The organism is Bacteroides helcogenes P 36-108, assembly GCF_000186225.1.
Lineage (GTDB): Bacteria > Bacteroidota > Bacteroidia > Bacteroidales > Bacteroidaceae > Bacteroides > Bacteroides helcogenes.
Genome location: NC_014933.1, coordinates 3477771 through 3501991, shown reverse-complemented (window position 1 = coordinate 3501991; position 24221 = coordinate 3477771). Strand labels below are relative to the sequence as shown.

General features: G+C 43.5%; 18 protein-coding genes. 12 read left to right on the top strand and 6 right to left on the bottom strand.

Annotation, left to right across the window (positions count from 1 at the left end):
* Positions 1-218: 218 nt before the first annotated feature.
* The 4 genes from BACHE_RS14510 to BACHE_RS14495 all read left to right on the top strand — a co-directional run bounded on the left by BACHE_RS14510 (position 219) and on the right by BACHE_RS14495 (position 5268).
* Positions 219-1370, top strand: coding sequence for a hypothetical protein (locus BACHE_RS14510; protein ID WP_245530947.1), 1152 nt, complete (start codon positions 219-221; stop codon positions 1368-1370).
* Between the two features lie 302 nt (positions 1371-1672).
* Positions 1673-2479, top strand: a complete 807-nt coding sequence (locus BACHE_RS14505) for a DUF3805 domain-containing protein (protein WP_013548463.1) — start codon at positions 1673-1675, stop codon at positions 2477-2479.
* Positions 2480-2506: 27 nt separating this feature from the next.
* Positions 2507-4384 carry an ABC-F family ATP-binding cassette domain-containing protein gene (locus BACHE_RS14500; RefSeq protein ID WP_013548462.1) on the top strand — a complete coding sequence of 626 codons (1878 nt, stop codon included), beginning with the start codon at positions 2507-2509 and terminating at the stop codon, positions 4382-4384.
* Positions 4385-4416: 32 nt separating this feature from the next.
* A complete protein-coding gene (locus BACHE_RS14495) occupies positions 4417-5268 on the top strand; it encodes a histidinol-phosphatase (RefSeq protein WP_013548461.1) in 852 nt (283 codons plus the stop codon).
* 79 nt (positions 5269-5347) lie between these two features.
* On the opposite strand, the gene BACHE_RS14490 is transcribed toward BACHE_RS14495, so the two are convergent.
* The 5 genes from BACHE_RS14490 to BACHE_RS14470 all read right to left on the bottom strand — a co-directional run bounded on the left by BACHE_RS14490 (position 5348) and on the right by BACHE_RS14470 (position 11995).
* On the bottom strand, positions 5348-5824 hold the full coding sequence (locus BACHE_RS14490; protein WP_013548460.1) for a thioredoxin family protein: 477 nt from the start codon (positions 5822-5824) through the stop codon (positions 5348-5350).
* A gap of 9 nt (positions 5825-5833) precedes the next feature.
* On the bottom strand, positions 5834-6130 hold the full coding sequence (gene trxA, locus BACHE_RS14485; RefSeq protein ID WP_013548459.1) for a thioredoxin: 297 nt from the start codon (positions 6128-6130) through the stop codon (positions 5834-5836).
* Between the two features lie 117 nt (positions 6131-6247).
* Positions 6248-8407 carry a S46 family peptidase gene (locus BACHE_RS14480; protein ID WP_013548458.1) on the bottom strand — a complete coding sequence of 720 codons (2160 nt, stop codon included), beginning with the start codon at positions 8405-8407 and terminating at the stop codon, positions 6248-6250.
* A 139-nt stretch (positions 8408-8546) separates the two neighbouring features.
* The gene (locus BACHE_RS14475) at positions 8547-10712 is read right to left on the bottom strand and encodes a S46 family peptidase (RefSeq protein ID WP_013548457.1); all 2166 of its coding nucleotides are present in this window, start codon (positions 10710-10712) and stop codon (positions 8547-8549) included.
* 38 nt (positions 10713-10750) lie between these two features.
* Positions 10751-11995, bottom strand: a complete 1245-nt coding sequence (locus tag BACHE_RS14470) for an anaerobic sulfatase-maturation protein (protein WP_013548456.1) — start codon at positions 11993-11995, stop codon at positions 10751-10753.
* A 133-nt stretch (positions 11996-12128) separates the two neighbouring features.
* On the opposite strand from BACHE_RS14470, the gene BACHE_RS14465 reads away from it, so the two are divergent.
* Entirely contained in the window at positions 12129-12860 is a 732-nt protein-coding gene (locus BACHE_RS14465) for a DUF4369 domain-containing protein (protein WP_013548455.1), read from the top strand.
* Here the strand turns inward: BACHE_RS14465 and BACHE_RS14460 are convergent.
* The gene (locus BACHE_RS14460) at positions 12857-13615 is read right to left on the bottom strand and encodes a lysophospholipid acyltransferase family protein (RefSeq protein WP_013548454.1); all 759 of its coding nucleotides are present in this window, start codon (positions 13613-13615) and stop codon (positions 12857-12859) included. The genes BACHE_RS14465 and BACHE_RS14460 overlap by 4 nt on opposite strands.
* Before the next feature lie 271 nt (positions 13616-13886).
* Between BACHE_RS14460 and BACHE_RS14455 the strand changes: the two genes are divergently transcribed.
* The 7 genes from BACHE_RS14455 (at position 13887) to BACHE_RS14425 (ending at position 24220) form a co-directional block, all read left to right on the top strand.
* Positions 13887-14450: an RNA polymerase sigma-70 factor gene (locus BACHE_RS14455; protein ID WP_041579885.1), complete on the top strand. Its 564-nt coding sequence runs from the start codon at positions 13887-13889 to the stop codon at positions 14448-14450.
* Between the two features lie 102 nt (positions 14451-14552).
* Entirely contained in the window at positions 14553-15482 is a 930-nt protein-coding gene (locus BACHE_RS14450; protein ID WP_013548452.1) for a FecR family protein, read from the top strand.
* A gap of 396 nt (positions 15483-15878) precedes the next feature.
* Positions 15879-19070 carry a SusC/RagA family TonB-linked outer membrane protein gene (locus BACHE_RS14445; RefSeq protein ID WP_245530898.1) on the top strand — a complete coding sequence of 1064 codons (3192 nt, stop codon included), beginning with the start codon at positions 15879-15881 and terminating at the stop codon, positions 19068-19070.
* A gap of 13 nt (positions 19071-19083) precedes the next feature.
* Positions 19084-21057, top strand: coding sequence for a RagB/SusD family nutrient uptake outer membrane protein (locus tag BACHE_RS14440; RefSeq protein WP_013548450.1), 1974 nt, complete (start codon positions 19084-19086; stop codon positions 21055-21057).
* A gap of 45 nt (positions 21058-21102) precedes the next feature.
* Positions 21103-21564 carry a DUF5018-related domain-containing protein gene (locus tag BACHE_RS14435; protein ID WP_013548449.1) on the top strand — a complete coding sequence of 154 codons (462 nt, stop codon included), beginning with the start codon at positions 21103-21105 and terminating at the stop codon, positions 21562-21564.
* A gap of 221 nt (positions 21565-21785) precedes the next feature.
* A complete protein-coding gene (locus tag BACHE_RS14430; protein ID WP_013548448.1) occupies positions 21786-22895 on the top strand; it encodes a 6-bladed beta-propeller in 1110 nt (369 codons plus the stop codon).
* A 182-nt stretch (positions 22896-23077) separates the two neighbouring features.
* Positions 23078-24220, top strand: coding sequence for an acyltransferase family protein (locus BACHE_RS14425; protein ID WP_013548447.1), 1143 nt, complete (start codon positions 23078-23080; stop codon positions 24218-24220).
* Position 24221: the final 1 nt, after the last annotated feature.

The window sequence follows — 24221 nt, the reverse complement described above, 5'->3', positions numbered from 1 at the left end:
TTATTTCTTTTCCGCGACAAAGATGCGCCGAATTTGTTACGACACAATGAAACAAGTGTTACATTTAGGTTACAAATCATGTCGGTGAACAATAAATTAATGTTTTGTAGTTTTGACAGCGTCTGTATAAAGTATTATCTTTGCAATGCTAAAAATGAAATGAGATGAAAGAACTTGTGCATATAAATAAAAGCTCTCTTAGGAAATGGCGTTTACCGATGGTGGTAGCTGCGTTACTTTTGGTCGTGGCGGGTTCCTTATGGCTGAACACGGCTTCTTTTCGTTCCAGCTTTGAGATCACGGACGAGTTGGGAGGAAATATATTCCCATCCAGCATTCTTTCGGTGGCTACTACAGATGCACAGGTCATTATTCCTGCGGATTCTATGTATGTGGGCAATCCTAAATCATGTATCTCCATCCGTATCCGTTCGGGAAAAGCTTACAGCCGTATTCGGATAGAAGTGGCGGGAACTCCGTTTTTTTCCCGTTCTGTATCAGAGTTTGTACTGGCTAAACCAAGAACGGAATATACCATCTATCCTGATATAATCTGGAATTACGAGGCTTTGAAAAATAATAATCAGGCTGAACCTGTCAGTGTGGCGATAGCGGTTGATATGAATGGAAAGAACCTGGGACAAGCCGTCCGTACTTTCTCGGTCCGCAGTCTGAATGAATGTTTATTGGGATATGTAACGAACGGAACAAAGTTTCACGATACCGGTATTTTCTTTGCCGCTTATGTCAATGAAGAGAATCCCATGATAGATCAGTTGCTGCGTGAGGCGCTGAATACCCGTATCGTCAACCGTTTTTTAGGTTATCAGGCCGGCAAGCCCGAAGCTGTGGACAAGCAGGTCTATGCGTTATGGAATGTGTTGCAGAAGCGTAATTTCCGTTATAGTTCAGTGTCCAATACCAGCCTTTCCAGCAACGTAGTCTTTTCGCAGCGTGTCCGTACGTTTGATGACGCGCTCGAGTCTTCGCAAATCAATTGTGTGGATGGCAGCGTGCTGTTCGCCTCTCTGCTTCGTGCCATCAATATCGAGCCCATTTTAGTGCGTATTCCCGGGCATATGTTTGTGGGATATTATACGGATTCGAACCATAAAAGTAAAAATTTCCTTGAGACTACCATGATAGGGGATGTGGATCTGGATGATTTTTTTCCCGACGAGCAGTTGGATTCTACCATAGTGGGAAAATCACAAAACCAAATCTCGCGTATAGCCTTTGATAAATCCAAGGAATATGCCAATAAGAAATATAATCAGCATGAAGAAGGCATTCATTCCGGAAAGTTGAATTATATGTTTCTTGAAATATCCAAGGAAGTGAGGCGGAAAATACAGCCGATAGGGAAATAATTGCAGCAGTGGGTGATCATTGCTTTTTGTTTGTACAGTCTTTTTGTTTATGGAATGTTGATTTAAATATCTTAAAAACTTAGGATTGTGTTTATTTCATTGACTATCTTTGCATACGGAATGAGGAATTTAATATATTTCATTCTTATTTTAAGGATAAAACAAGAAATTGAAGACTTTAACGGTCTTCATTCATAGATGATGATTGGAACAGCCGGTTCGTGAGAATCGGCTGTTTTTGTTTCGTTTGTTTGCATATCAGCAACGGTAATGTTACTTTTGCGAGGAATAGTTTATTGAATATGAAACAAGGCAAGAAATTTATTTCTCCGGGAGCATGGTTTTCCATGATTTATCCGGCAGATTGGAGCGAATTTGAAGATGGAGAGGGATCTTTCCTCTTTTATAATCCTGCGAAGTGGACGGGTAATTTCCGTATTTCGGCTTACAAAGGAAGCCCTGCATACGGCAGGGACTCCATACAACAGGAGTTGAAAGAGAATCCCTCGGCCGTGCGTGTCAAAATAGGGGAGCTGGAGTGTGCGTACAGTAAAGAGATGTTCGAGGAGGAAGGTACATATTATACTTCTCATCTTTGGATAACGGGTCTTGATGAGATCGCTTTTGAATGCTCGTTTACTGTCAGCCGGGGAGAACCGGTTACAGAAGCGGAGGAAATAATAGCCTCATTGGAGATACGCAGGGAGGGAGTGAAATATCCGGCGGAAATCATTCCGGTTCGCTTGTCCGAAATCTGTCAGATAAACGAGGCGTATGAATGGGTGGATTCCATTGTGAAAGAATCTTTGAAGAAAGACTTTCAAGGCTCCGAAGAAGATGTGGTCAAGATGCAGCAGATTGTGGATAAGGGAGAAATAGGACCTAAAAAAAAGGATGCATGGCTGGCTTTAGGCATTACGCTTTGCGTGATTCTGACCAATGAGGTGGATGGCATGGAGTGGAGAACTCTGGTTGATGGAAATCGGGAAGTTCCAATATTGCTGAATACATCTACGGGTGAAAGGATAGATCCTATGAAATTGGTTTGGAGCAAAGTGAAGGCAGGCGGGAAAGTGAATCTGGTAGAGACCTATAATGCCTTATTCTAAATTATCAACCATCAATTATCAATTACATTGGCAGCAGTAAATTCGATTCTTCAGGTAGAAAACCTGACCAAGTCATTCGGTGATCTGGTTTTGTTTGCGAACATATCTTTTGGCTTGTCTGAGGGGCAGCGTATAGGTCTGATAGCAAAGAACGGTAGTGGCAAGACCACTTTGCTTAATATTCTTTCTGGTAAGGAGAGCTATGAGAGTGGCACTATCTCATTCCGCCGTGATCTACGTGTGGGGTATCTGGAGCAAGATCCCCGTTATCCCGAAGATTTGACAGTGCTTGAGGCTTGTTTCCATCATGGTAATAGCACCGTGGAACTAATCAAGGAATATGAGCGTTGTATGGAAACCGAAGGGCATCCGGGATTGGATGAAATTCTGGTTCGCATGGATCATGAAAGAGCTTGGGAATATGAGCAGAAAGCCAAGCAGATTCTCTCTCAGCTTAAAATCCGAGATTTTGATCAGCAGGTGAAACTACTTTCGGGCGGGCAATTGAAACGTGTGGCTCTGGCCAACACACTTATTACGGAGCCTGATCTGCTGATATTGGACGAACCTACCAATCATCTCGATCTTGACATGACTGAATGGCTGGAGGAATACCTGCGCCGGAACAATCTGAGTCTTCTCATGGTGACGCATGACCGTTATTTTCTGGATCGTGTCTGCTCTGAAATAATAGAAATTGATAACCGGCAGATTTATCAGTATAAAGGTAACTATAGCTATTATCTGGAGAAACGTCAGGAACGTGTCGAGGCTAAGACTGTGGAAATAGAGCGTGCCAACAACCTCTATCGTACAGAACTGGAGTGGATGCGTCGTATGCCGCAGGCCCGTGGACATAAAGCGCGGTATAGGGAAGATGCTTTCTATGAATTGGAAAAGGTTGCCAAGCAGTATTTCAATAATGATAATGTAAAACTGGATGTCAAAGCGTCCTATATCGGCAGTAAGATATTCGAGGCAGACCACTTGTACAAATCTTTTGGTGATTTGAAGATATTGGATGACTTTTCCTATATCTTTGCCCGATATGAAAAGATGGGTATCGTAGGGAATAATGGTACTGGCAAATCCACCTTCATTAAAATTCTGATGGGGCAGGAGCAGGCAGACAGTGGCACACTGGAGATTGGTGAAACGGTTCGTTTCGGTTACTATTCGCAAGACGGCTTGCTGTTTGATGAGCAGATGAAAGTGATTGATGTCGTGCAGGACATCGCCGAGGTCATTGAGCTTGGCAATGGCAAAAGGCTGACTGCCTCTCAATTCCTTCAGCATTTCCTTTTTACTCCTGAGACGCAGCATAGCTATGTATATAAGTTGAGTGGCGGTGAGCGTCGCCGTCTGTACTTGTGCACTGTTTTGATGCGTAATCCTAATTTTCTTGTTCTGGATGAGCCTACCAATGATTTGGATATTGTAACTTTGAATGTTCTGGAGGAGTATTTGCAGAATTTCAAGGGCTGTGTGATTGTAGTAAGCCACGACCGATATTTTATGGACAAGGTGGTAGATCATTTGCTGGTATTCAACGGACAGGGCGATATTCGCGATTTCCCCGGCAACTATACACAGTACCGTGGCTGGAAAGAGATGAAAGCACATCAGGAGAAGGAGAAGGAAGCGGCCAAGCTTCAGGAGGACAAGACGGTTAAAGTACGACTGAATGAAAAACGCCGGATGTCTTTTAAGGAGAAAAGAGAATTCGAGCTATTGGAGCAGGAGATTGCCGATTTGGAAACAGAAAAGAAAGCTATTGAAGATGCTTTGTGCAGTGCTGCTCTGTCTGTGGACGAGTTGACTGAAAAATCGAAAAGATTGCCGGAACTGACAGACTTGATAGACGAAAAAACAATGCGCTGGCTTGAACTGAGTGAGATAGAGTAGGACTGATGTTTGAAGTAAACAACTATATAGAGATGCCGAGAACGGGAAATTTAACGAATTACCATAGCCATAGCCTCTTTTGTGACGGCCGTGCATGTATGGAAGACTTCATTCGTTTTGCATTGAGTGAAGGATTTACTTCCTATGGCTTTTCATCGCATGCCCCTTTGCCTTTTTCTACGGCATGGACCATGGAATGGGATTGCATGGATGACTATTTATCAGAGTTTCAACGGTTGAAAGCGAAGTATGCCGGCCGTATAGAATTGTACATCGGTCTGGAAATAGACTATCTGGGTGAGGATAGCAATCCTTCCATAAACCGGTTCAGAGAATTACCATTGGACTATCGTATCGGGTCCGTCCACTTGTTGTATGATGATTGCGGGCAAGTTGTGGATGTGGATGTCGCTGCTGATGTTTTCAGGAAGATCGTGGATGAGCATTTTGGAGGAGACTTAGAGCGTGTCGTACGTCTTTATTACGGCAGATTGATGCGGATGTTGGAGTTGGGAGGTTTTGACGTGGTCGGCCATGCGGATAAGATACATTATAATGCTGCATGTTATCGCCCCGGATTGCTTGATGAACGTTGGTATGATGAACTGGTGTGCGAGTATTTTGCGGATATAGCCCGCCGTGGTTATCAGGTAGAGATTAATACTAAGGCTTATCATGATTTGGGAACTTTCTATCCCAATGAGCGATATTTCTCCTTCCTGCACGATTTGGGTATCCGTGTGCAGGTGAACAGTGATTCACACTATCCGGAACGGATAAGTAACGGGCGTTCCGAAGCCTTGCGTGCCTTGAGGAAGGCTGGATATGAATCGGTGATGGAATTGTACGGAGGAGAATGGAAAGAGATGCCTATTGTGCTTTGAGTGAATAGGACACAAAAAAAAACTCCTGACTCACCTTTCAATGGGGTAGTCAGGAGTTTTTTCTTTCTATTATGAACAACTATTCTGATTTCAGTAAAAACTCGTCAATCATTTTCTTGTAAGTTGCCTTGTCGGCAGCTCCACGAAAAAGCTGAGGCTCTCCTTTCATCGGCACGAATACAAAAAGAGGGATGCTCGTTGCATTGAACAAGGCGGCCAACTCTTTTTCTTTATCGACATTGACTTTGTATATAGTGATTTTATCGGCATATTCCTTAGCCAAGTCTTTCATTATGGGAGCAGTCATACGGCAGGGACCACACCAATCGGCGTATAAATCAATGATGGCGGGTTTGTCTCCTTTGTATTTCCACTCCTGGGATTTCTCATAATCGAATATATCTTTGATGAATATGTCTTTATTCATAACGATTACTTTCCCTTCATTTTGAGTTTTTTCTCCTTTCATCTGCTCCTTTTGCTGTGCTCCGTCTGTGCAGGCATAGGTCAGTACACTTGCAAAAATAAGGATGAATGTGGTTATTATTTTCTTCATTTCTTTCAATTAAGAGTTTTGCTCAATAACGGATTTTAATTCTTTTCTGCTGATTACACCCGAATGTCTCCATATGGCTTCACCTTTTTTAAACAGGATGAAAGTGGGTACGGTTTGTATGCGATAGCTTGCGGCCAGTTCTTCATGCTGGTCAACATCTATTTTTGCAATACGTGCGCTATCGCCTATTTCGCTTTTAAGTTCTTCCAATACAGGGTGCATGGCTTTACAGGGACCACACCAAGTAGCAAAGAAATCGACTAATACGGGCTTTTCTGATTGTATCAATTCTTCAAACTTTTCCATAATTTTCTTCTTTATAGTTTATACGATATAACAACACGGGGAAGCTTTTTGTTCGGTAAATGAGAATTTAGCGATGTGCCTGAAAGGGATCATAGTGCGGCCTCATATACAAATTCTTCATTTAATCGTAAGCTCTTTAATGATATGTGAAGCCCCTGCATACTTGTCGATGATAAACAAAGTATAGCGAATGTCCACGCAGGCGGCACGTTGCGAAGACGGGCGGAAGGCGATGTCACCTGTCAGACCTTCGTAGTTGCGGTCAAAGCCGGTTCCTATCAGCTCTCCTTTGGCATTGAATACGGGGCTTCCGGAATTACCGCCGGTGTTGTCTGTATTAACGATAAAGCAGACCGGCATTTCTCCGTCAGGCATGGCATAAGGTCCGAAGTCTTTGGCTTTATATAGTTCTTTCAGTTTGGCAGGGACAACGAATTCCCAGTTATCCGGGGCTTCTTTCTCCATTACACCTTTCAAAGTGGTGTAATAACCGTATTCCACGCCATCGGCAGGCGAGTAGGGGAGTACCTTTCCATAGGTCAGGCGCAGAGTGGAGTTGGCATCCGGGTAAATGGGCTGTCCGTCGGATAGCTTCATGTCCATCATTCCTTTCACCCATACTTTATGGGCAGTGTCATACTCTTTGTTGGCATCCATCATGGAGATGGCTGTCTGCAGCAGTCCGTCGGTAATGGAATATTTGAACAGCACCATCCAGTCACTGCTGATTTTGTATAGATTGGGTTTGCGTATGAATTTGGAGAAGTTTTCCTTGCTTCCGAATATGGAATACTTGAAACAGGCATCGATAAAGGCATCGCTGTCTCCTTTGAATCGCTGGTCGATGATCCGGAAGATGCCGATGCGCTGTTCTGCGGGAATATACTGCATGTATGTTTGCAGCATTTTTTTGCCCACCATGCATTCTACTTCAGGAAAAGGAACAGAGGAGAAATAATTGTCGGCGGCACTTCGGAGGCTGTCTGTTGCCGCCTTGATGCGTGCCTTGTCTTTGCTCTTCAAGGCTGAAACCAGTTCGGTGGTATTGGGGATTCGCATGAAGTCGAGCCCTGTTACCAAGGCCTCCTGAATGGCTTGCTGATGGTAGAGTGCCGGACGACGATGTTGTACGATATTTCGTATCCGGTCGAATGCCTTCTGGTAACAGTCATCACCGGTTGCGCGTCCGCGGGCAAGAAGTTGTTCTTGCTGTGTGCGCTTGGTGTCTAATACTTTCAGGCGTACCAATCCCTCGTTCATGCCGATGGCATTTTTCCAGTAGTTGGCCGAAGATGCATATTTGCTTGCATAGTGGATGCGTATGGCATCGTTTTTCAGCATTTGTTCCATCAAGGCCTTCTGACGGACATCACGCACATGGTGGCGCATGAAGTTGGTAGTCTGCATCCGTTCTTCCACCTCGTCAGAGGTCATATACCGCCAATTACGTCCGGGAAAGCCCATGATAAATGTGAAGTCGCCTTCCTTGTATCCGCTGAGGCTGATGGTGAGATGTTTCTTTACTTTCAGGGGAACGTTGTCCTCGCTGTATTCTGCAGGGTTCCCATTTTTATCCGCATAGATGCGGAACAGAGAGAAGTCACCCGTGTGGCGGGGCCACATCCAGTTGTCCGTGTCTGCTCCGAATTTGCCGATGGAGGAAGGAGGAGCGCCTACCATACGGATATCACTGTAAGTGGTTTTTATAAACAGATAATACCGGTTTCCCCCATAGAAGGCCTTCAGTTCCAGCTTGCGGCCCGGTGTCAGGGTAATTCCTTCGGCTTCGGCAAAACGATTGGCTACTGTGCCGAGATATTTGGGAGACAGATAATTGGTTCCGTTCGGGTCTTTATCCGTTTTGAGCTGCTCGTTCACATAGTCTGTTACGTCCAGTATCTTATCTATATAAGTGACGGTCAATCCCCGGCAGGGCAATTCTTCTTTGCGTGCCATTGCCCAAAATCCATTTGTCAGATAGTCGTGGTCCACACTGCTGTGTTGCTGAATGGCGCCATAGCCGCAGTGATGGTTGGTCAAAACCAGACCTTCTGCCGAGATGACTTCGCCGGTGCAGCCGCCACCGAAGTGTACAACGGCGTCTTTCAGGGCGATGCCGTCGGGACTATAAATCTGGTTGATGGGAATGAGCAGCCCCAATTCTGTCATGGCCACTTCATTTTGCTTTTGCAGGTCGGTGAGCATCCACATACCTTCATCGGCATGGGCCGTTACGATAGCAGATGTAAAAAATAGTGATAGTATAATCTTCTTCATGATAATATGCGTTAGAAGGTGTTCTGAAGGGGGTAGGAATGAGTCAGTGACTGAAAGGCATTCAGTTCCTGACTCAATGCCTTTCAGTCACTGACTCAATGTCGTTCACTCTTGGTCTCATTCCCGGGAAGTTGCGGAACTACTCAATTATGTTCATTTCTTTTATCAGGTGCTCGCAGCCGCCCAATTTTTCGAGGATAAAGAGTACGTAGCGGATATCAAGGTTGATGCAACGCTGAAGGTTGTTGTCGAAGTTGATGTCTCCACTCAGAGATTCCCAGTTGCCGTCGAATGCGCAGCCGATGAGTTGACCCTCACCATTGATGACGGGACTTCCGGAATTTCCCCCCGTAATGTCGTTGGTAGTCAGGAAGCATACCGGCATTGTGCCGTCTTTCATGGCATAGCGTCCGAAGTCCTTCTTCTGAATCAGTTCTTTCAGTTTGGCGGGAACCGTGAATTCTCGGTCTTCGGGGTTCTCTTTCTCAAGAATTCCGTCGGTAGTGGTATAGTATTTATAATGTACGGCATCGCGGGGATTGTAGGCTTTCACGTTGCCATAAGTCAGGCGGATGGTGAAGTTGGCGTCCGGATAAGAAGGTATAGGTTGCTTCATTTCACCCAAACCACGGATATATGCTTTGTGAAGCAGTTCGAGTCCGTTTCCCAATTCCTGATACTGCTTGCCGAGTTCCTGCATCTTCTCGTTCTTGGAGCGCGAGTAGGCCGTGGCGGGGTCTTTCTCGATGGCTTTCACGGTGGGCTTTGCCAGGAATTTGTCCAGGTTTTCGCGGCTGGAGAGTATGGAGTTGTCATACAGATTGTCCACGTATGCGTCGAAGTTCCCTTTGAAGTCGTTCTGGATGGTCTGGTAGAAGCTGGGCAGTTCGTCTGCCTTCAGGACTTTGGCCAGGGCTGGCAGGATGGCTTTGGCCACGGCGCGGTCCACTTCATGGTCGTAGTCCTTGTTGTGCATTCCGCTGTAGGCTTTATCCAATCGTCCTTTCCACACCTGCAGCAGCGAGTCGTTCTTCTCTTGCAGCGCCTGCTTTATGTTGTCCATTATGAGGTAGAAACTGCCGAATTCGATGGCTCCGCGCAGGGCTTCGTTGATATAATAGAGCTGGCGCAGGGTGGGAGTGCTCTTCTCGATAATGGCATCAATCTTTTCTACCACGCCTTCGTATTCGGGCTTTCCCTTGGCAAACTCGGCATATCTTTTCTCTATTTCGGCCTTGGCGCCCAGCACGTCGTTGTCCACGATAGCCTTGTTCATTCCGATGGAATTTTTCCAATAGTTGCTGCTTCCGGCAAACTTGTTGGCATATTGGATGCGCGTCTTGTCACTGGCATCCATGTACTTGCGCAGTACTTCGAGGCGCACGCCGCGCATGTCAATCACCGGCTGGTTCATGGCATTCATGCGCTGCTTCACTTCACTCTGTGTCAAGCAGCGTTCGGTGCTGCCGGGAAATCCCATAATCATGGCATAGTCGCCTTCGTTCAATCCTTTGATGGAGATGGGCAGGAACTTCGGGGTTTTCAGGGGCACGTTGCTTGCGCTGTATTCTGCCGGTTCTCCATTGGCATCGGCATAGATGCGGAACATGGAGAAGTCGCCCGTGTGGCGGGGCCACATCCAGTTGTCCGTCTCGCCGCCAAACTTGCCTACCGAGGAGGGGGGAGCGGCTACCATGCGCACGTCGCTGTACACCTTATAATATACCAGATAATACTTGTTTCCGGCATAGTAAGGCAAAATCTCTTCTTCGATGCCCGGCTTGCCTTTCAGGTCGCTCTTTTCCAACTGTTCTTTGGCGAGCTTGCGGAGGAAGGGGCGCGTCATGGCATGTATTTCGTCCACTTCGCCTGCCTTGATTTTCTGGTTCACCAGGTCGGTGGCATCCTCTATGCGGTGTACGAAACGGAATTTCAGTCCCGGTGTAGGCAGTTCTTCGTTGCGGTTCATGGCCCAGAATCCATCGGTCAGATAGTCGTGTTCCACGCTGCTGTGTTGCTGTATGGAGGCATATCCACAGTGGTGGTTGGTCAGTATCAGACCTTCCGGTGAGATGATTTCACCGGTGCAGCCGCCACCGAATATACCTACGGCATCTTTCAAGGAGACTCCACCGGGGTTATAGAGGTCGTCGGCCTCCAACTTCAATCCTTGTTTCTTCATCATGTCGATGGAGTTCTGCTGCTTCATCAGTTGCAGCAACCACATTCCCTCGTCTGCACGGACAGAGCAGACGGTTAACGCGGCGGTTGCCGCAAGTAAACACTTCTTGAATGTAATTTTCATATTGTTTTTGTTTAATGATTTATTGTTGAATACTGTTCTTATTTTATTGATTCATACTCTCCACCCTGTTTCATGGCTTCCATGACATTGGCAGGCGGACGTTGGTTCATCAGTTCATTTTTCATGAAGTCCATGTAAGGGGCTGCGTGTCTGAAGAACTTGCGGTATCCGGCACACAGGTAGTTTAGTCCCGGTTCGCCATTGGCGGTGTGTGCAAAGCGATTCTTGGGACACTCTCCGTTGCAGGCAAACAGCCATTCGCATTCCCGGCATTGAGTGGGGAGCGACTGTTGTTTCATTTGTCCGAAAGCCTGTTGTCTTTCACTGTACATCATTTCCACCAGTGTCTTCTGATAGATATTACCTAATTTATATTCAGGAAAAACAAAATGGTCACAAGAATATACGTCTCCGTTGAACTCCATGACTCCCGCATGCCCGCAGGTCTTTGCCATGGAACATACACCCGGTTGCTCGCCTACCCAGTTGGCAAGGGTGGAGTCGAACAACTGTATGTAATAATTGCCCACATCCTGCTTTACCCATTCATCGAACAGGGTGCAGAGGAAATTCCCCCACTGTTCGGGGCTGACAGAAAAATCGGCTAATCCGGTACTGTTTTCCTTGTCTTGCAGAGAGGCGAGATGCCGCCCGTCTTGATGTGGGGCGATGCGTTCCACAATAGGGGCAAACTGAATGTAATGACATCCTATTTCTTTAAAGAAATTATAAAAATCCAGCGGATAGTCCGCATTGTAATCATTCACGACGGCCATGCCGTTCCACTCTACATTATGCTTCTTTAGGAGATTGATGCCTTGCATTACTTTGATGAATGATGGCTTCCCTTGCTTGTTTTTCCGGTATTCATCATGAAACTCCTGAGGACCGTCTATGGAGACACCCACCAGCCAGTTGTTCTCTTTGAAAAATCGACACCATTCGTCGGTCAGCAGTGTGCCGTTGGTTTGTATGCAGTTGTCTATGGTTCGCCCGTTGGCGTATTTCTTTTGAAGTTCCATGGCCCGCTTGTAGAAAGACAACGGGCGCATCAGTGTCTCCCCGCCATGCCATGTAAACAAAACCTGCGGCATGGTTTGTGAATTTATATATTCTTCGATGAACTTTTCTAAAAGTTCTTCACTCATTACATGCTTGGGATTCTCTCTGTACAGTTTGGCTTTTTCCAGATAATAGCAGTAGTCGCATGCCAGATTGCATATCGCCCCTACGGGTTTCAGCATTACATAGAGAGGTTTGGCAAAAGGAGCATAGGTTGACATGTATATTTTTCCTATTTTTATGATTTACAATTGTGCAAAAATACGTAAACCAAATGAAAAATCCTTTCTTTATACGCGGTTTATAAGGAATATTAATACCTTTGCCAAATATAATTCAAAAATCGTTTCCTGCATGATTAGAATGAGTGTAAGCCGTGTTTTGCCGTTTTTGTTCTTAGCTGTGCTTATAACATCTTGTAGCCGCAAGTATAAAATTGAAGGCAGTTCTTCGGTAACCAGCCTTGACGGAAAGATGTTGTTCCTTAAAACATTTCAGAACGGAGAGTGGGTATCCATTGATTCGGCAGAGGTCATTCATGGGCTTTTCAAGATGAATGGGCCGGTTGATTCTGTGATGATGGTGACACTCTACATGGATAATGAAGGCATCATGCCGTTAGTCCTTGAGAGTGGGACGGTGGAAGTTTCCATAGCTGATGCCCAATTGATAGCCAAGGGTACTTCCTTGAATAATAAGCTCTATGAATTCATAGAGAAGCGCAATGACATGGAAGTGAAGATTGAAGAACTGGAACGGAAGGAAGCCCGTATGGTGCTGGATGGCGCAAATCTGGAAGACGTGCATGCACAATTGGCAAAAGAAGGCGAAGCTTTGACAAAAGAGATGAATGACTACGTCAAACAATTCATCACCGAAAATTTTGAGAATGTGCTGGGACCGAGTGTCTTTATGATGATGTGCAGCACGCTACCCTATCCTGTTATGACTCCTCTGATAGAAGATATCATGAAGACTGCCCCTAAAGCATTCAAGGAAAATCCGTTGGTGGAGGATTTTCTCTCCAAGGCTAAAGAAAACATGAAGCTGATTGAAGAACACCGCCGTTTGGGAGGAAACCGTTAGTCCTGGTCTTCATTCCTTACCATCCCCTTATATTGTTCGGGCAGCGAACTTTCAACTGCTGTGTAAGCCTCTCTCATGGTTGCTTTGATATTTTCAGCACCTTGCCCTTTGGGTGGAATGGGGTGATGGATGGTCAATATCATGCGATGGCGGTGTATCCACTTCCCTGTGCGTGGAAGAATCTCGAATGAGCCGTCAATGGTTACGGGAACCACTTCCAGCCGCAATTCGTCGGCCAATTGAAAGGCTCCTCTTTTAAAATACCCCATATGCCCGGTAAAAGTCCTTGCCCCTTCGGGAAATACTACAAGAGATACCCCATTTTTCAGTGAAGATTCTGCCTGTCTCATGGTTGCCATTACTTTTTTGGGGCTGGAACGGTCAACAAAGATATGCCCGGCACTTTCACAGGCTTTTCCCACGAAAGGCAACTTTCGCAAGCTCTTTTTCATCATCCATTTGAAGTTGCGTCCAAGAAAGCCATAAATCAGGAAAATATCAAAAGAGCCTTGATGGTTGGGGACGAAGACATAAGAGGTTTGTTGATGCAGTCTTTCCTTTCCGTGCACTTCTATCGGGATGAGTAATATATAACAAATCAACTGCGACCAGATTTTGCCGGGATAGTATCCCCATATATGCGCGCCGCCGATCAGTGAGCCGATAATAGTGATCAATGCTGTAAGGATAGTCAATATTAATAAAATGGGCAGTGCAAAGCAGACTTGATAAATGTTATAGAGTATCTTCTTCATGTATATTGTATTTTTATTTTGTTACTTCCCACAATTTTATTGAATTAATGCAAATGTAGTTTTTTTTGTATATAAGGCAAAGTAAACGAAGAAAAAAATCTCCTTTGTTCTTTAATTGAGGTATTTAAGTAAACTTGAATATTTATAATTGAAAATATTTTAAAGAAATTATTTTTTAATATTTGGGATATTTAAATGTTTGTTCTATCTTTGCTCGTGGTGAAATATAATAATGTATGATAAATGAATGGCGGCTACTGATTTGAATAATATGGATTCAGACCTGCATATATTCAATAATTTGTTTACTGAGTATCAAGGGCGGTTTGTACGTTTTGCCTCTACTTACGTTGCCGACCGCATGGCTGCCGAAGATATAGTAATGGAGGCAATGGTGTACTATTGGGAGAACCGAAAAAGGTTGGCTGCCGATATTGTCCCTTCTGTTTATATTCTGACATCGGTTAAAAATAAATGTTTGAATTATTTGCGTGATGCCCAATGTCGGAAAGATTTGTCCCGTCAAATGCAGGAGCATGAGGAATGGAAACTCAATTTGAAAATATCTACACTGGAGGCATGCTCTCCGGAAGAACTTCTATCCAAGGAAATGCAAGAGCTTGTGGCTAAAGCATTGAATAAATTGCCGGAAAAAACAAGGCAGGTTTTTATTATGCGACGCTTCAAGGAAATGAGTTTCAAAGAGATTGCTGTACAGACGGGTATGTCTGTAAGAGGAGTCGAATATCATTTGGATATAGCGACAGCTTCTTTGAAGAAATCATTAAAAGACTACCTGCCACTTCTTGTCTATTTACTTTCCTTTAATAATTAACATTCTTTAGCTGTGGATTTTCTACTCTCACGTGCTTTTATATAATGAGGGCTTTATTAAGCATATATAATATTAAGGCTCTTTTATTTTAAATTAGCACAAATGGGTATAGATAGAGACTTATTGTTCCGTTTTTTCCGTCAAGAAACCACGCTTAACGAGGAAGTTAAGTTACGGGCTTGGCTGGACGAATCAGGCGAGCATCACCGGGAGTTTCTGCGAGAACGTAAGCTGTTTGATGCTTTTCTGCTTTCGGGAGAATTGCCGGTCAGAAGAAAAGGCTTTCATTTTTCTTTAAAAAGACTTGCTGTACAGGTGGCGTCTGTTGCGGCTGTTCTTTTGCTTACCGTCATGCTGACCATCCATCAAGTGGAGCAGGCTATATGTGCAGATTCCGTGAATAAGGTTATAGTGCCTCAAGGTCAGAGGGTCAATATGGTTTTGGCTGATGGAACCAATGTGTGGCTCAATGCCAAGACAAAGATGGAATATCCTCAAACTTTCCGAGCTTCAGACAAGAGAGTGGTAAAAATAGATGGTGAGGCTTATTTTGAAGTGAGCCGTGATGAGAAGAAACCGTTTGTGGTGCAAACAGCTCAAGGAGAAGTGGAAGTGTTGGGGACTAAGTTCTATATCAGTGCTTATGAAAGTACAGACAAGTTTGAGACTTTTCTAAAGGAGGGAAAGGTGAAAGTCACTACTTCTAATGATGCTATGATACTTCGACCTAACGACAAGGCAGTGCTTCGCAATGGAAGATTACTTAGAGAGCACATTGATGATATGGAGGCTTATCGCTGGCTTGAAGGGCTCTATTGTTTCAAAGAATTGCCGTTGGAGGAAGTGCTGAAGCAGTTTGAGGTTTATTATGATATCCGTTTCGTAAAAGAAAATCCCGATATGCCCAATCCTAAGCTGACAGGTAAGTTCAGACTGGTAGATGGAGTGGACTATGCATTAAGGATATTGCAAGAAGATGTTGATTTCTCCTATCGTCGAGATGAAGAAGAGAACATTATATATTTGAGATAATAACTATGTGTAAATTTGAAAAACAGGATTGCCTATGTAGAAAGTGCTTATGAAAAACAAAAAACGGCAAGTATTAGCGGTACTTGCCGTAAGTGGAAAAAAGATTTTCACAATTCTGAAAAAAAACCTTTAATCAAACTAATTTGTAAATGTATGAAAAAAGACTTGAATGATGATGGAACTCGAGAGAAGATCCATCAAATTAACTTATTTTATAGAACTATGCGAATAACGACCTTTATCTTATTCTTCTGTACGTTCTGTTCTTTTGCAGGGAATGTAAATTCCCAAACGGCAAAAGTTACTATAAACAAGAACAATGCAGTTCTGTCGGACGTATTGAATGAAATTGAAAAACAAACGAATTATTTGTTTATCTATCAAAACAATATTGATATGAAGCGTCCGGTTTCTATCAATGTGAACAAGAAAACCGTAGAAAGTATATTACCTAAACTTTTTCCGGGCGGCGATGTAGCCTATAAGCTGGAAGGTTCGCATATCATTCTGACTAAGAATGAGGTGAAGAATGTGCAGATTGTGCAGCAGTCTGTACAAGGACGTAAGGTGACCGGTGTTGTGGTTGATGAAATGGGCGAACCTGTTATTGGTGCTGCTGTCAGAGTGAAAAATGGTAGTACCGGTGCTGTGACAGATCTTGATGGCAAGTTTACTTTGGATGTTCCGGTAAAAGGACAGATTGAAATATCTTTTATCGGTTACAAAACTCAGGTTTTGACTCCTCAGGATGGTAAACTCATTAATGTTCAGTTGGAAGCGGACTCTCAGGCATTGGACGAAGTGGTAGTTGTAGGTTATGGAACCAGCACTAAACGTTCATTGATAGCTTCAGTATCTAAGGTTGAAACCAAAGGCATGGAAGCTGCTCCTACGACAAACATAACAGAGGCTTTGGCCGGTCGTGCCCCTGGATTGGTTATTCAAGGTAATGGTGGTGGTATCAATAAGTCATCTACTATTACGATTCGTGGTGGTGACACTCCGTTGGTGGTTATTGATGGTATCATCCGTGAATATCAGGACTTCAAGACTTTGGCTCCGGGCGATGTGGAATCAGTATCTATCTTGAAAGATGCTTCTTCTACCGCTGTTTATGGTTCTCGTGCAGCTAATGGTATTATTCAGGTTGTTACCAAAAAGGGTAAGGAAGGCAAGATGAGCATTGATTACAATTATAACTTGTCTTTGGCCCAGCCCAGTGTTTGGCGTGACCGTTTAAGTTCTGCTGAGATAGCAGAGCAGACCAATATTGCTTATGCAAATGATGGTCGTGACGGTGGTGTACGTTATACGGCAGAAGAAATTCAGAAATATCGTGACGGTTCTGATCCATTCAACTATCCGAATACAGATTGGCGCTCGCTTGTTTTGCGCGATTGGGCGCCGACACAGAAGCATAATATCACTATGGCCGGTGGTACAGAAACCAATAATTATGTTGCTTCTTTGGGATATATAGACCAACAATCTTTGTATCGCAAGAATACGCACAATATGCAGCGTTACAATGTTCGTCTCACTCAGTCTGCCTATATCAAGGCTATCGGTTTGAGAGAGACTGCTTCCGTAGATGGATATGCACAAGAGACGACACATCCTTACAGCTCAACTGCAAGTGGCTACTATCAAGTGTTCTCACATATTCAGAATAAGTCTCCAATGTCCATAGCTGTCAATAAATTTGGCAATCCTTATGTGGGTAGCGATAATCCGGTAGCTGAAACTTCTGACGAAGCAGGTTATTTGCGTGATAATCGCAAGATGCTGAATGCCAAATTGCAGTTGGAGTGGGATGTTCCATACGTGCAAGGTTTGAATTTGCGTGGTGCTGTCAACTATAACTATTATATCCGCAGAGAGAAAGACTGGCGTAAAGATGCGGCACAATATGAATGGGAATCTACGGATCCTCAATATGCCGGTTCTTCTCGTTTGAGTCGTTATACAGCATCCAATTATTACTATACATGGCAATGGTTTGCTAACTATAATCGCAAGTTCGGTAAGCATGATATCAGTGCATTAGCCGGTTATGAAGCTACATACGGATTGAATGAAAGTGAGTCAATGGGACGTACGGGCTATGTCTTCAATATTGACCAGTTTAGTGCCGGTCCTGAATCTACTACATCCATTGGTGCGGGTGAGGAGGAATATGGACGCGCTGGCTGGGTAGGGCAGGCTAAGTATAACTATGACCAGAAGTATTTTGCGGAATTCTCTCTTCGTTATGATGGCTCTGATATGTTCCCGAAGAACAAGCGTTGGGGTACATTCTGGGCAGGTTCATTGGGCTGGTCCGTAGATCAGGAGAAGTTCATGGAATCTTTGAGAGACAATCATGTTCTTGATATGTTGAAGCTTCGTGCTTCTTATGGTGAGGTAGGAGCCGACAACTGGGGAAAAGACGGAGATACTTATCATATCAGCCGTTACTCGTATTTGTCTGATTACGGCTACAGTGCGAAAGGTTATGTCATAAACGGTCAATACTACGGCACATTCTATGAAAAAGATCCGGCATCCACAGCCATCACTTGGTTTACTTCTTCACAGGCCAACGTCGGTTTTGACTTCGCATCTCTGAACAATCGCCTTTACGGTTCTTTTGATTACTTCTATTATAAGACCAAGGGCTTTATTTATGCTCCGGCTGCTACGGATGCTGGTTATTATGCTCCGTTGGGTACTTCTCTCCCAAAAATTTCTACCGATGCCGAGTATCGTCGTGGCGGTTATGAGTTCCAATTGGGCTGGAGAAGCAATATCGGAGATTTTAAGTATGACGTGTCTGCCAACTGGACTTACTATAACACATTGTGGGCTAATGATCCCAGTGAATCAATCACTTCACAGATGAATCCCCGTACACGCCGTGTACAGAATACAGATTATTATACTACAGCTTTACATTGCTTAGGTTTCTTCACTTCGGATGAAGAAATACGTAACAGTGCTTTGCCTTCAGATTCATATAATCTTCAACCGGGTGACCTGAAGTATGAAGATGTCAATGGTGATGGTGTGATTACCGGTGCTGATGCGGTTCGTATCGGTAGTGGTAATTTCCCTCACAGTAACTTCGGTATATCTTTGGGAGGCTCATATAAGGGATGGAGCTTGAATGTTCTGTTCCAAGGCGCCAGCAGCTTCAATATGTATTTAGGAGGCGCTTTGCAGGGTAACAACGCGCAGAGCAATTATATTCCGGTATATTCATTCCAGACTGACTATTGGACTCCGGAAAATACAAACGCCAAATATCCGCGTCTTACTTCTTATGGAGGCGGCAAGAATGGAAACAATAACTACTTGGGCAGTGACTTCTGGTTGATTAACGGTAGCTATATCCGTCTGAAAGATTTCTCTTTGGCTTATGACTTCAAGTATAAATTATTGAAGAACTGCAAATGGATTACGAAGTTGCAGGCAAGTATCAGCGGACAAAACATCTTTACCATTTCAGAAGCTACTAAGTATGGTATGGATCCGGAAAATGCCAGCAATGAAAACTATGGTTATCCTAACGAACGTGTGATAGCTTTTGGTATTAATGTCGGTTTTTAACTAAAGAAAGAATATGAAAAAGAACAAACTAATAAAATATGCCTGCCTTGGAATATTGGGTACTTTCATGGCAAGTTCGTGTAGTGACATCATGGACACTGAACCGTTCACATCTTATAGCGAAGATTTGGTATGGAGTTCTAAATCTACGGCTGATGCCTTTGTAGTGGGAACGTATAGCAGTGTATTGGGGCTGGCAGATTATACAAGTGCTGCCGGTAGATCTATTTGGACTCCTTATGGCAATTATGATGATTTGGGCAATGCTGACGGTAGTCCGCGTGAAAGCTATGATGTGAGCACGAATATGGGTATCAACCAGTTCAGTACACTGCGAAACTGTAACCTTATTATTGAAAAAGCGGCTGCATCTACCGGTATGTCCGAAAATGAAAAGGCGCAGTTGGTAGCCGAAGGCCATTGTTTGCGTGGTATGGTTTTCTTGTCTCAGGCACAATGGATGGGACGTTTTATTCCGGCAACAGAAGTATATTCTTATCCGGAAGATACGGTGAAATTCTATAAGATGGATTTGACGGCCAATCCTACTGAATCCTACAAGTATGTGATGGCTGATTTTGATGCCGCTATCCAAGGATTACCCGAAACATCAAGTTCAGGCCGTATAAATTTATATGCTGCCCATATCTTGCGTTCACGTGCTGCTTTGCAAGCTTATGCTTATACGAAAGATGAAAGTTATCTGACCAAGGCTTTGGAGTCGTGCAATGCTGTAATTAATAGCGGTAAGTATTCTTTAGTAAATTCGGAAGCGGCCTATAAGAATATGTTTTTGGCCGGTGGAGCTTATAGCTCTCCCGAAATAATTTTAGCCTATTACCGTTTGGCGAATAATACGACTTGTGGAAGTATTACTGAAATTCAGAATACAGTTCCCAATATCAGTAACGATGACTTGGCTCAGACGGGAGCAACAGATAGATTGGCCAATCCTGGTGGTGTACGTGTTTTGGAAAGTTGGGCACGATACTTCCCTACACAGGATCTGGTGGATCAGTTCCTTGTGAATGATGAAACGACAGGCGCTGCAGTGGCTTGGTGGGAAAGCTCACAATACAAGAACAATGTTACGGAAATGGATCCAAGTACCTGTAAGCAAGGATCGGTTGGTAGCAATACAGACACTAAACGATACATGCCTACGGAAACGGAGGCTGCTGAGTCACTCAGTTGGAGTAACGGACAGAAATCAAGATGTATTGTCCGTTATGGTGAATTGAAAGCTGGTGCTGAGAAAAATATTTCTCAGTTGATGTATGAGAATCGTGATGCACGTTTCTATGGCACAGTGGTTTACGACCAAAGCACTTGGCAGGGTGAAACTATCACTACTAATTTCGGTGGTAACGCGTGGAGTGGTTGTCGTGAAGGATCCCCTTCTTCTTGGTACACCACCAACTCCAATTATTATTGGCGTAAAGGCGTTTATGAAGTTTCCCCGCGTCCTTATGTAAGTAACCAGACTGATTATCACTATGTAATATGTCGTTTGGCAGAAGCTTATCTGAATGCGGCTGAGGTCTATTTGTATAAGAAAGAAGTAGCCAATGCGGTAAAGATGTTGAATGTAACCCGTACCACTCATGGACAGATTCATGAATCTACAGCCACAACTTTGGCTGAGGCATGGAGTGACTATAAGCGCGAACGTATTTGTGAATTTGTATTTGAAGGTGGAAGCAATCTTTATCATAGCATGTTGAGATGGGGACTTGCCAATAGTGCAAAAGCTACTTTCAGTGATGGATATGCAGATGCGGATGTTATTCCTGAATTGGATATGCCGGTCAGCAAGATTTATATCTCCAATGACCGTAAGAAGATGGCTGTCGGCTATATCACTTTCGCGGATCAGTATAAGCGTAAGTTCACGCCTGAACGCCGCTATCTGATGCCGATTCCACAAGGCTTCATCGATGATCGTAATGCGTATGGTATCACTACAACGCAAAATCCGGGTTGGTAACGATTGACGATTGTCTTAAATTTAAATCCTTAATATGACTACAATATGAAAAGAATATATTTAACGATATTATTGATGCTTCCGCTTATGTTAACCTCTTGCATCAAAAGCGGTTTAGAAGACATCGAGGTATTCCATGATGCGGATATCACCAGTATCCGTGGATTGTATTATTATTACGATACGGAGGTTTCTCCTACGGGCAGCCAACTTTTTGATTGGGGTAATATTTCTCGTGCAGATGTAACCATCGACAAAGATGCTGCTACAATCGTTGTAGGGAAGGCAACACCTGCCGCTGCTAACGTCAACCAGTTTGATGCCAAGAAAGTGGTAATGATGCTTAATATTTCGACTGCTGCGACCATCGAACCGGTTGAAGGTTCTTCCGCTTTAGGTGTTGAGTCTGACTGGACCGCCGGAAAGGCCAATAAATACAAGGTGACTGCAGCCGATGGCACTGTAAAGATATGGACTGTAACGATACAGAGCTACGTATTGAATTAACTTAGCACAAAGATAGAAAGAGGAGGATAATAAATTCTTCTCTTTCTAACCGGAATTTCGGTTTTTTAAAGCCGTTAGTTCAGCTTTGTTGCTGTAACTAACGGCTTTTGATTCTTTTTTCAAAGAAAAAACTTTCATTATGTACTCAGTATAAGTTTACTACCCTTCAAGGTGGCAGCGCTTATGGATGTTCTTGTATTTAACTTAAGAAGTATTGTGCAATGAAAAACATTAAGATTCTAAGTATATTATTGTCTCTTTTTATTTTGTCTTGCTCAGAACAAGGTAAGGTAGATTATGATGTCATCCATGTGGACTTTTCAAAATCTCAGCCGTTGAATTTAGCTGAGATGGTGAAATCGATTTCTGTCATCCCTTTGGAAACGAACGATTCTTGCCTGATAAAGCGAATTGCATCAATGCAAGTGCAAGATGGGATGATGTATATAAACAATGACCGGAATGAAGTGATGCTATTTGATAAACACGGAAAGTTCGTTCGTAGCACTCATAGCCTTTTGGGACAGGGGCCGGAGGATTATACGGGTGCTCCCAGCATGTATATTGATGAAAAAGGGACAATCGGTATTTATGAGAACTTTATTCCGCGGATAAGAGAATATGACAAGAATTTACATTTAACCCGTTCATACAATGTAAATGTGCCGGACTCTACACGTTCTGCAATGGAATGGCGGTGTCATGCCAAGCTGACAGATGATGTGTATATCATCAATGACCCCAAAGATTTCTATTTCTACTCGGTGAAACAGGAAAAAGTTCTTGAGACAATACACTTCGACTATCCTGATTTGATAGGGATAACTTCGCTTTTCAGGTTGGCAAGATATAACGGTTCGTTATACTATTCGCATTCTTATCCCTGTGACACGCTCTACCGCGTCGATTCGAGCAGTTTGTCCTTACAGCCGGCCGTGGTTTATGATTTTGGTGGTGAAAGCGTGGATGTAAGCAAGATAGACCGCGGAATGTCGGCTGATTACTATATGAATTATCTGATGCAAACTAAAAACATAGTTGTCATGGATAAATTCCGTTTACAAGACATTGACATCTGCTATTTCTTGAAGGACGGTTTCTACATTGCTTGTCAGAAGAAAGGTGGAAAAGTGAATGTCTATAAGCAAGGGGAGAATTGTACGCTTCCTGTCCCGACTGCAGTAGAAGGCAACAAATTCTATTATGCCGCAACACCGGGGAAAATAGATAAGTATATTGATACCAAGTTGATGGATATGCAGGACATACAACGGCTGAAGCTGGTGAACGAAGATGATAACCAAGTTATTATTTGCTATGAACTGAGATGATTAGAAAAATCTGAATAACATATTAGCTACACCTTTTTGAAAACAATTAACTTTTTATACCTTTTGTATGATGAAATAATAGGTTGCTGGAATTAATGAATATTAATCTTCTTCCATAGTGTCTTCTTAAATGGATATTATTTTGTATCATTGTACTCCATTAATCTAAATTAATCTGTATTATGAAGAATGCCTTACAACAAGACTCTTTGAAAATATCTTCCTCCCGTTTAGCATCTTTGGATGTTTTGCGTGGTTTTGACCTCTTTTTGCTCGTATTCTTTCAACCGGTTTTAATGTCTCTGGGGCAACAATTGAATTTGCCTTTTATGGATGTTGTTCTCTATCAATTTGACCATGAAGTATGGGAAGGGTTCCGCTTTTGGGACTTGATAATGCCGCTTTTTCTTTTTATGACGGGTGTTTCCATGCCTTTCTCTTTTGCAAAATACCAGTCTTCTCCTGACAAATGCATTATTTATAGGAAAATATTCCGTAGAGTATTGTTGCTGTTTCTTTTAGGAATGGTGGTGCAAGGCAACCTGTTGGGGCTGAATCCTAAGCATATCTATTTCTATACAAATACATTGCAGGCTATTGCTGTGGGATATCTGATAGCTGGTATGATACTGCTGCATTGTCGCATTAAAGTACAACTGATTGTGACGGTTTTGTTGTTAGTGGTATATTGGATACCGATGACTTTCATGGGAGATTTTACTCCTGAAGGAAACTTCGCCGAACAAGTGGATCGTTGGATATTGGGACGTTTCCGTGACGGGGTCTATTGGAACGATGATGGTACATGGAGCTTTGCTCCGTGGTACAATTACACATGGGTATGGAGCAGTTTGACATTTGGCGTTACAGTGATGTCGGGCTCTTTTGCCGGGCAAATGATGAAAAGGGCAGGGAAGGATCGCGGGAAGGTAGCTCTGCACTTGCTGCTGATAGGTATTGCTTTGGTTATTGTGGCTTGGCTGTGGAGTTTGCAAATGCCGATTATCAAAAGGATATGGACAGGAAGTATGGTGTTGCTTTCCAGTGGTTATTGTTTCTTGCTGATGGCCTTGTTCTATTATTGGATTGATGTTCGTGGACATTCCAAAGGATTGGAATGGCTGAAGATTTATGGCATGAATTCCATAACGGCCTATGTATTGGGTGAGGTGGTGAATTTCCGCTGTGTAGCGGCTTCGGTGAGCTATGGGCTGGAACAGTACTTAGGGGGATATTATGCCGTATGGCTTTCGTTTGCCAACTATCTGATTCTATTCTTTATATTGCGCATTATGTATAAACATTGTGTGTTCTTGAAAATTTGAA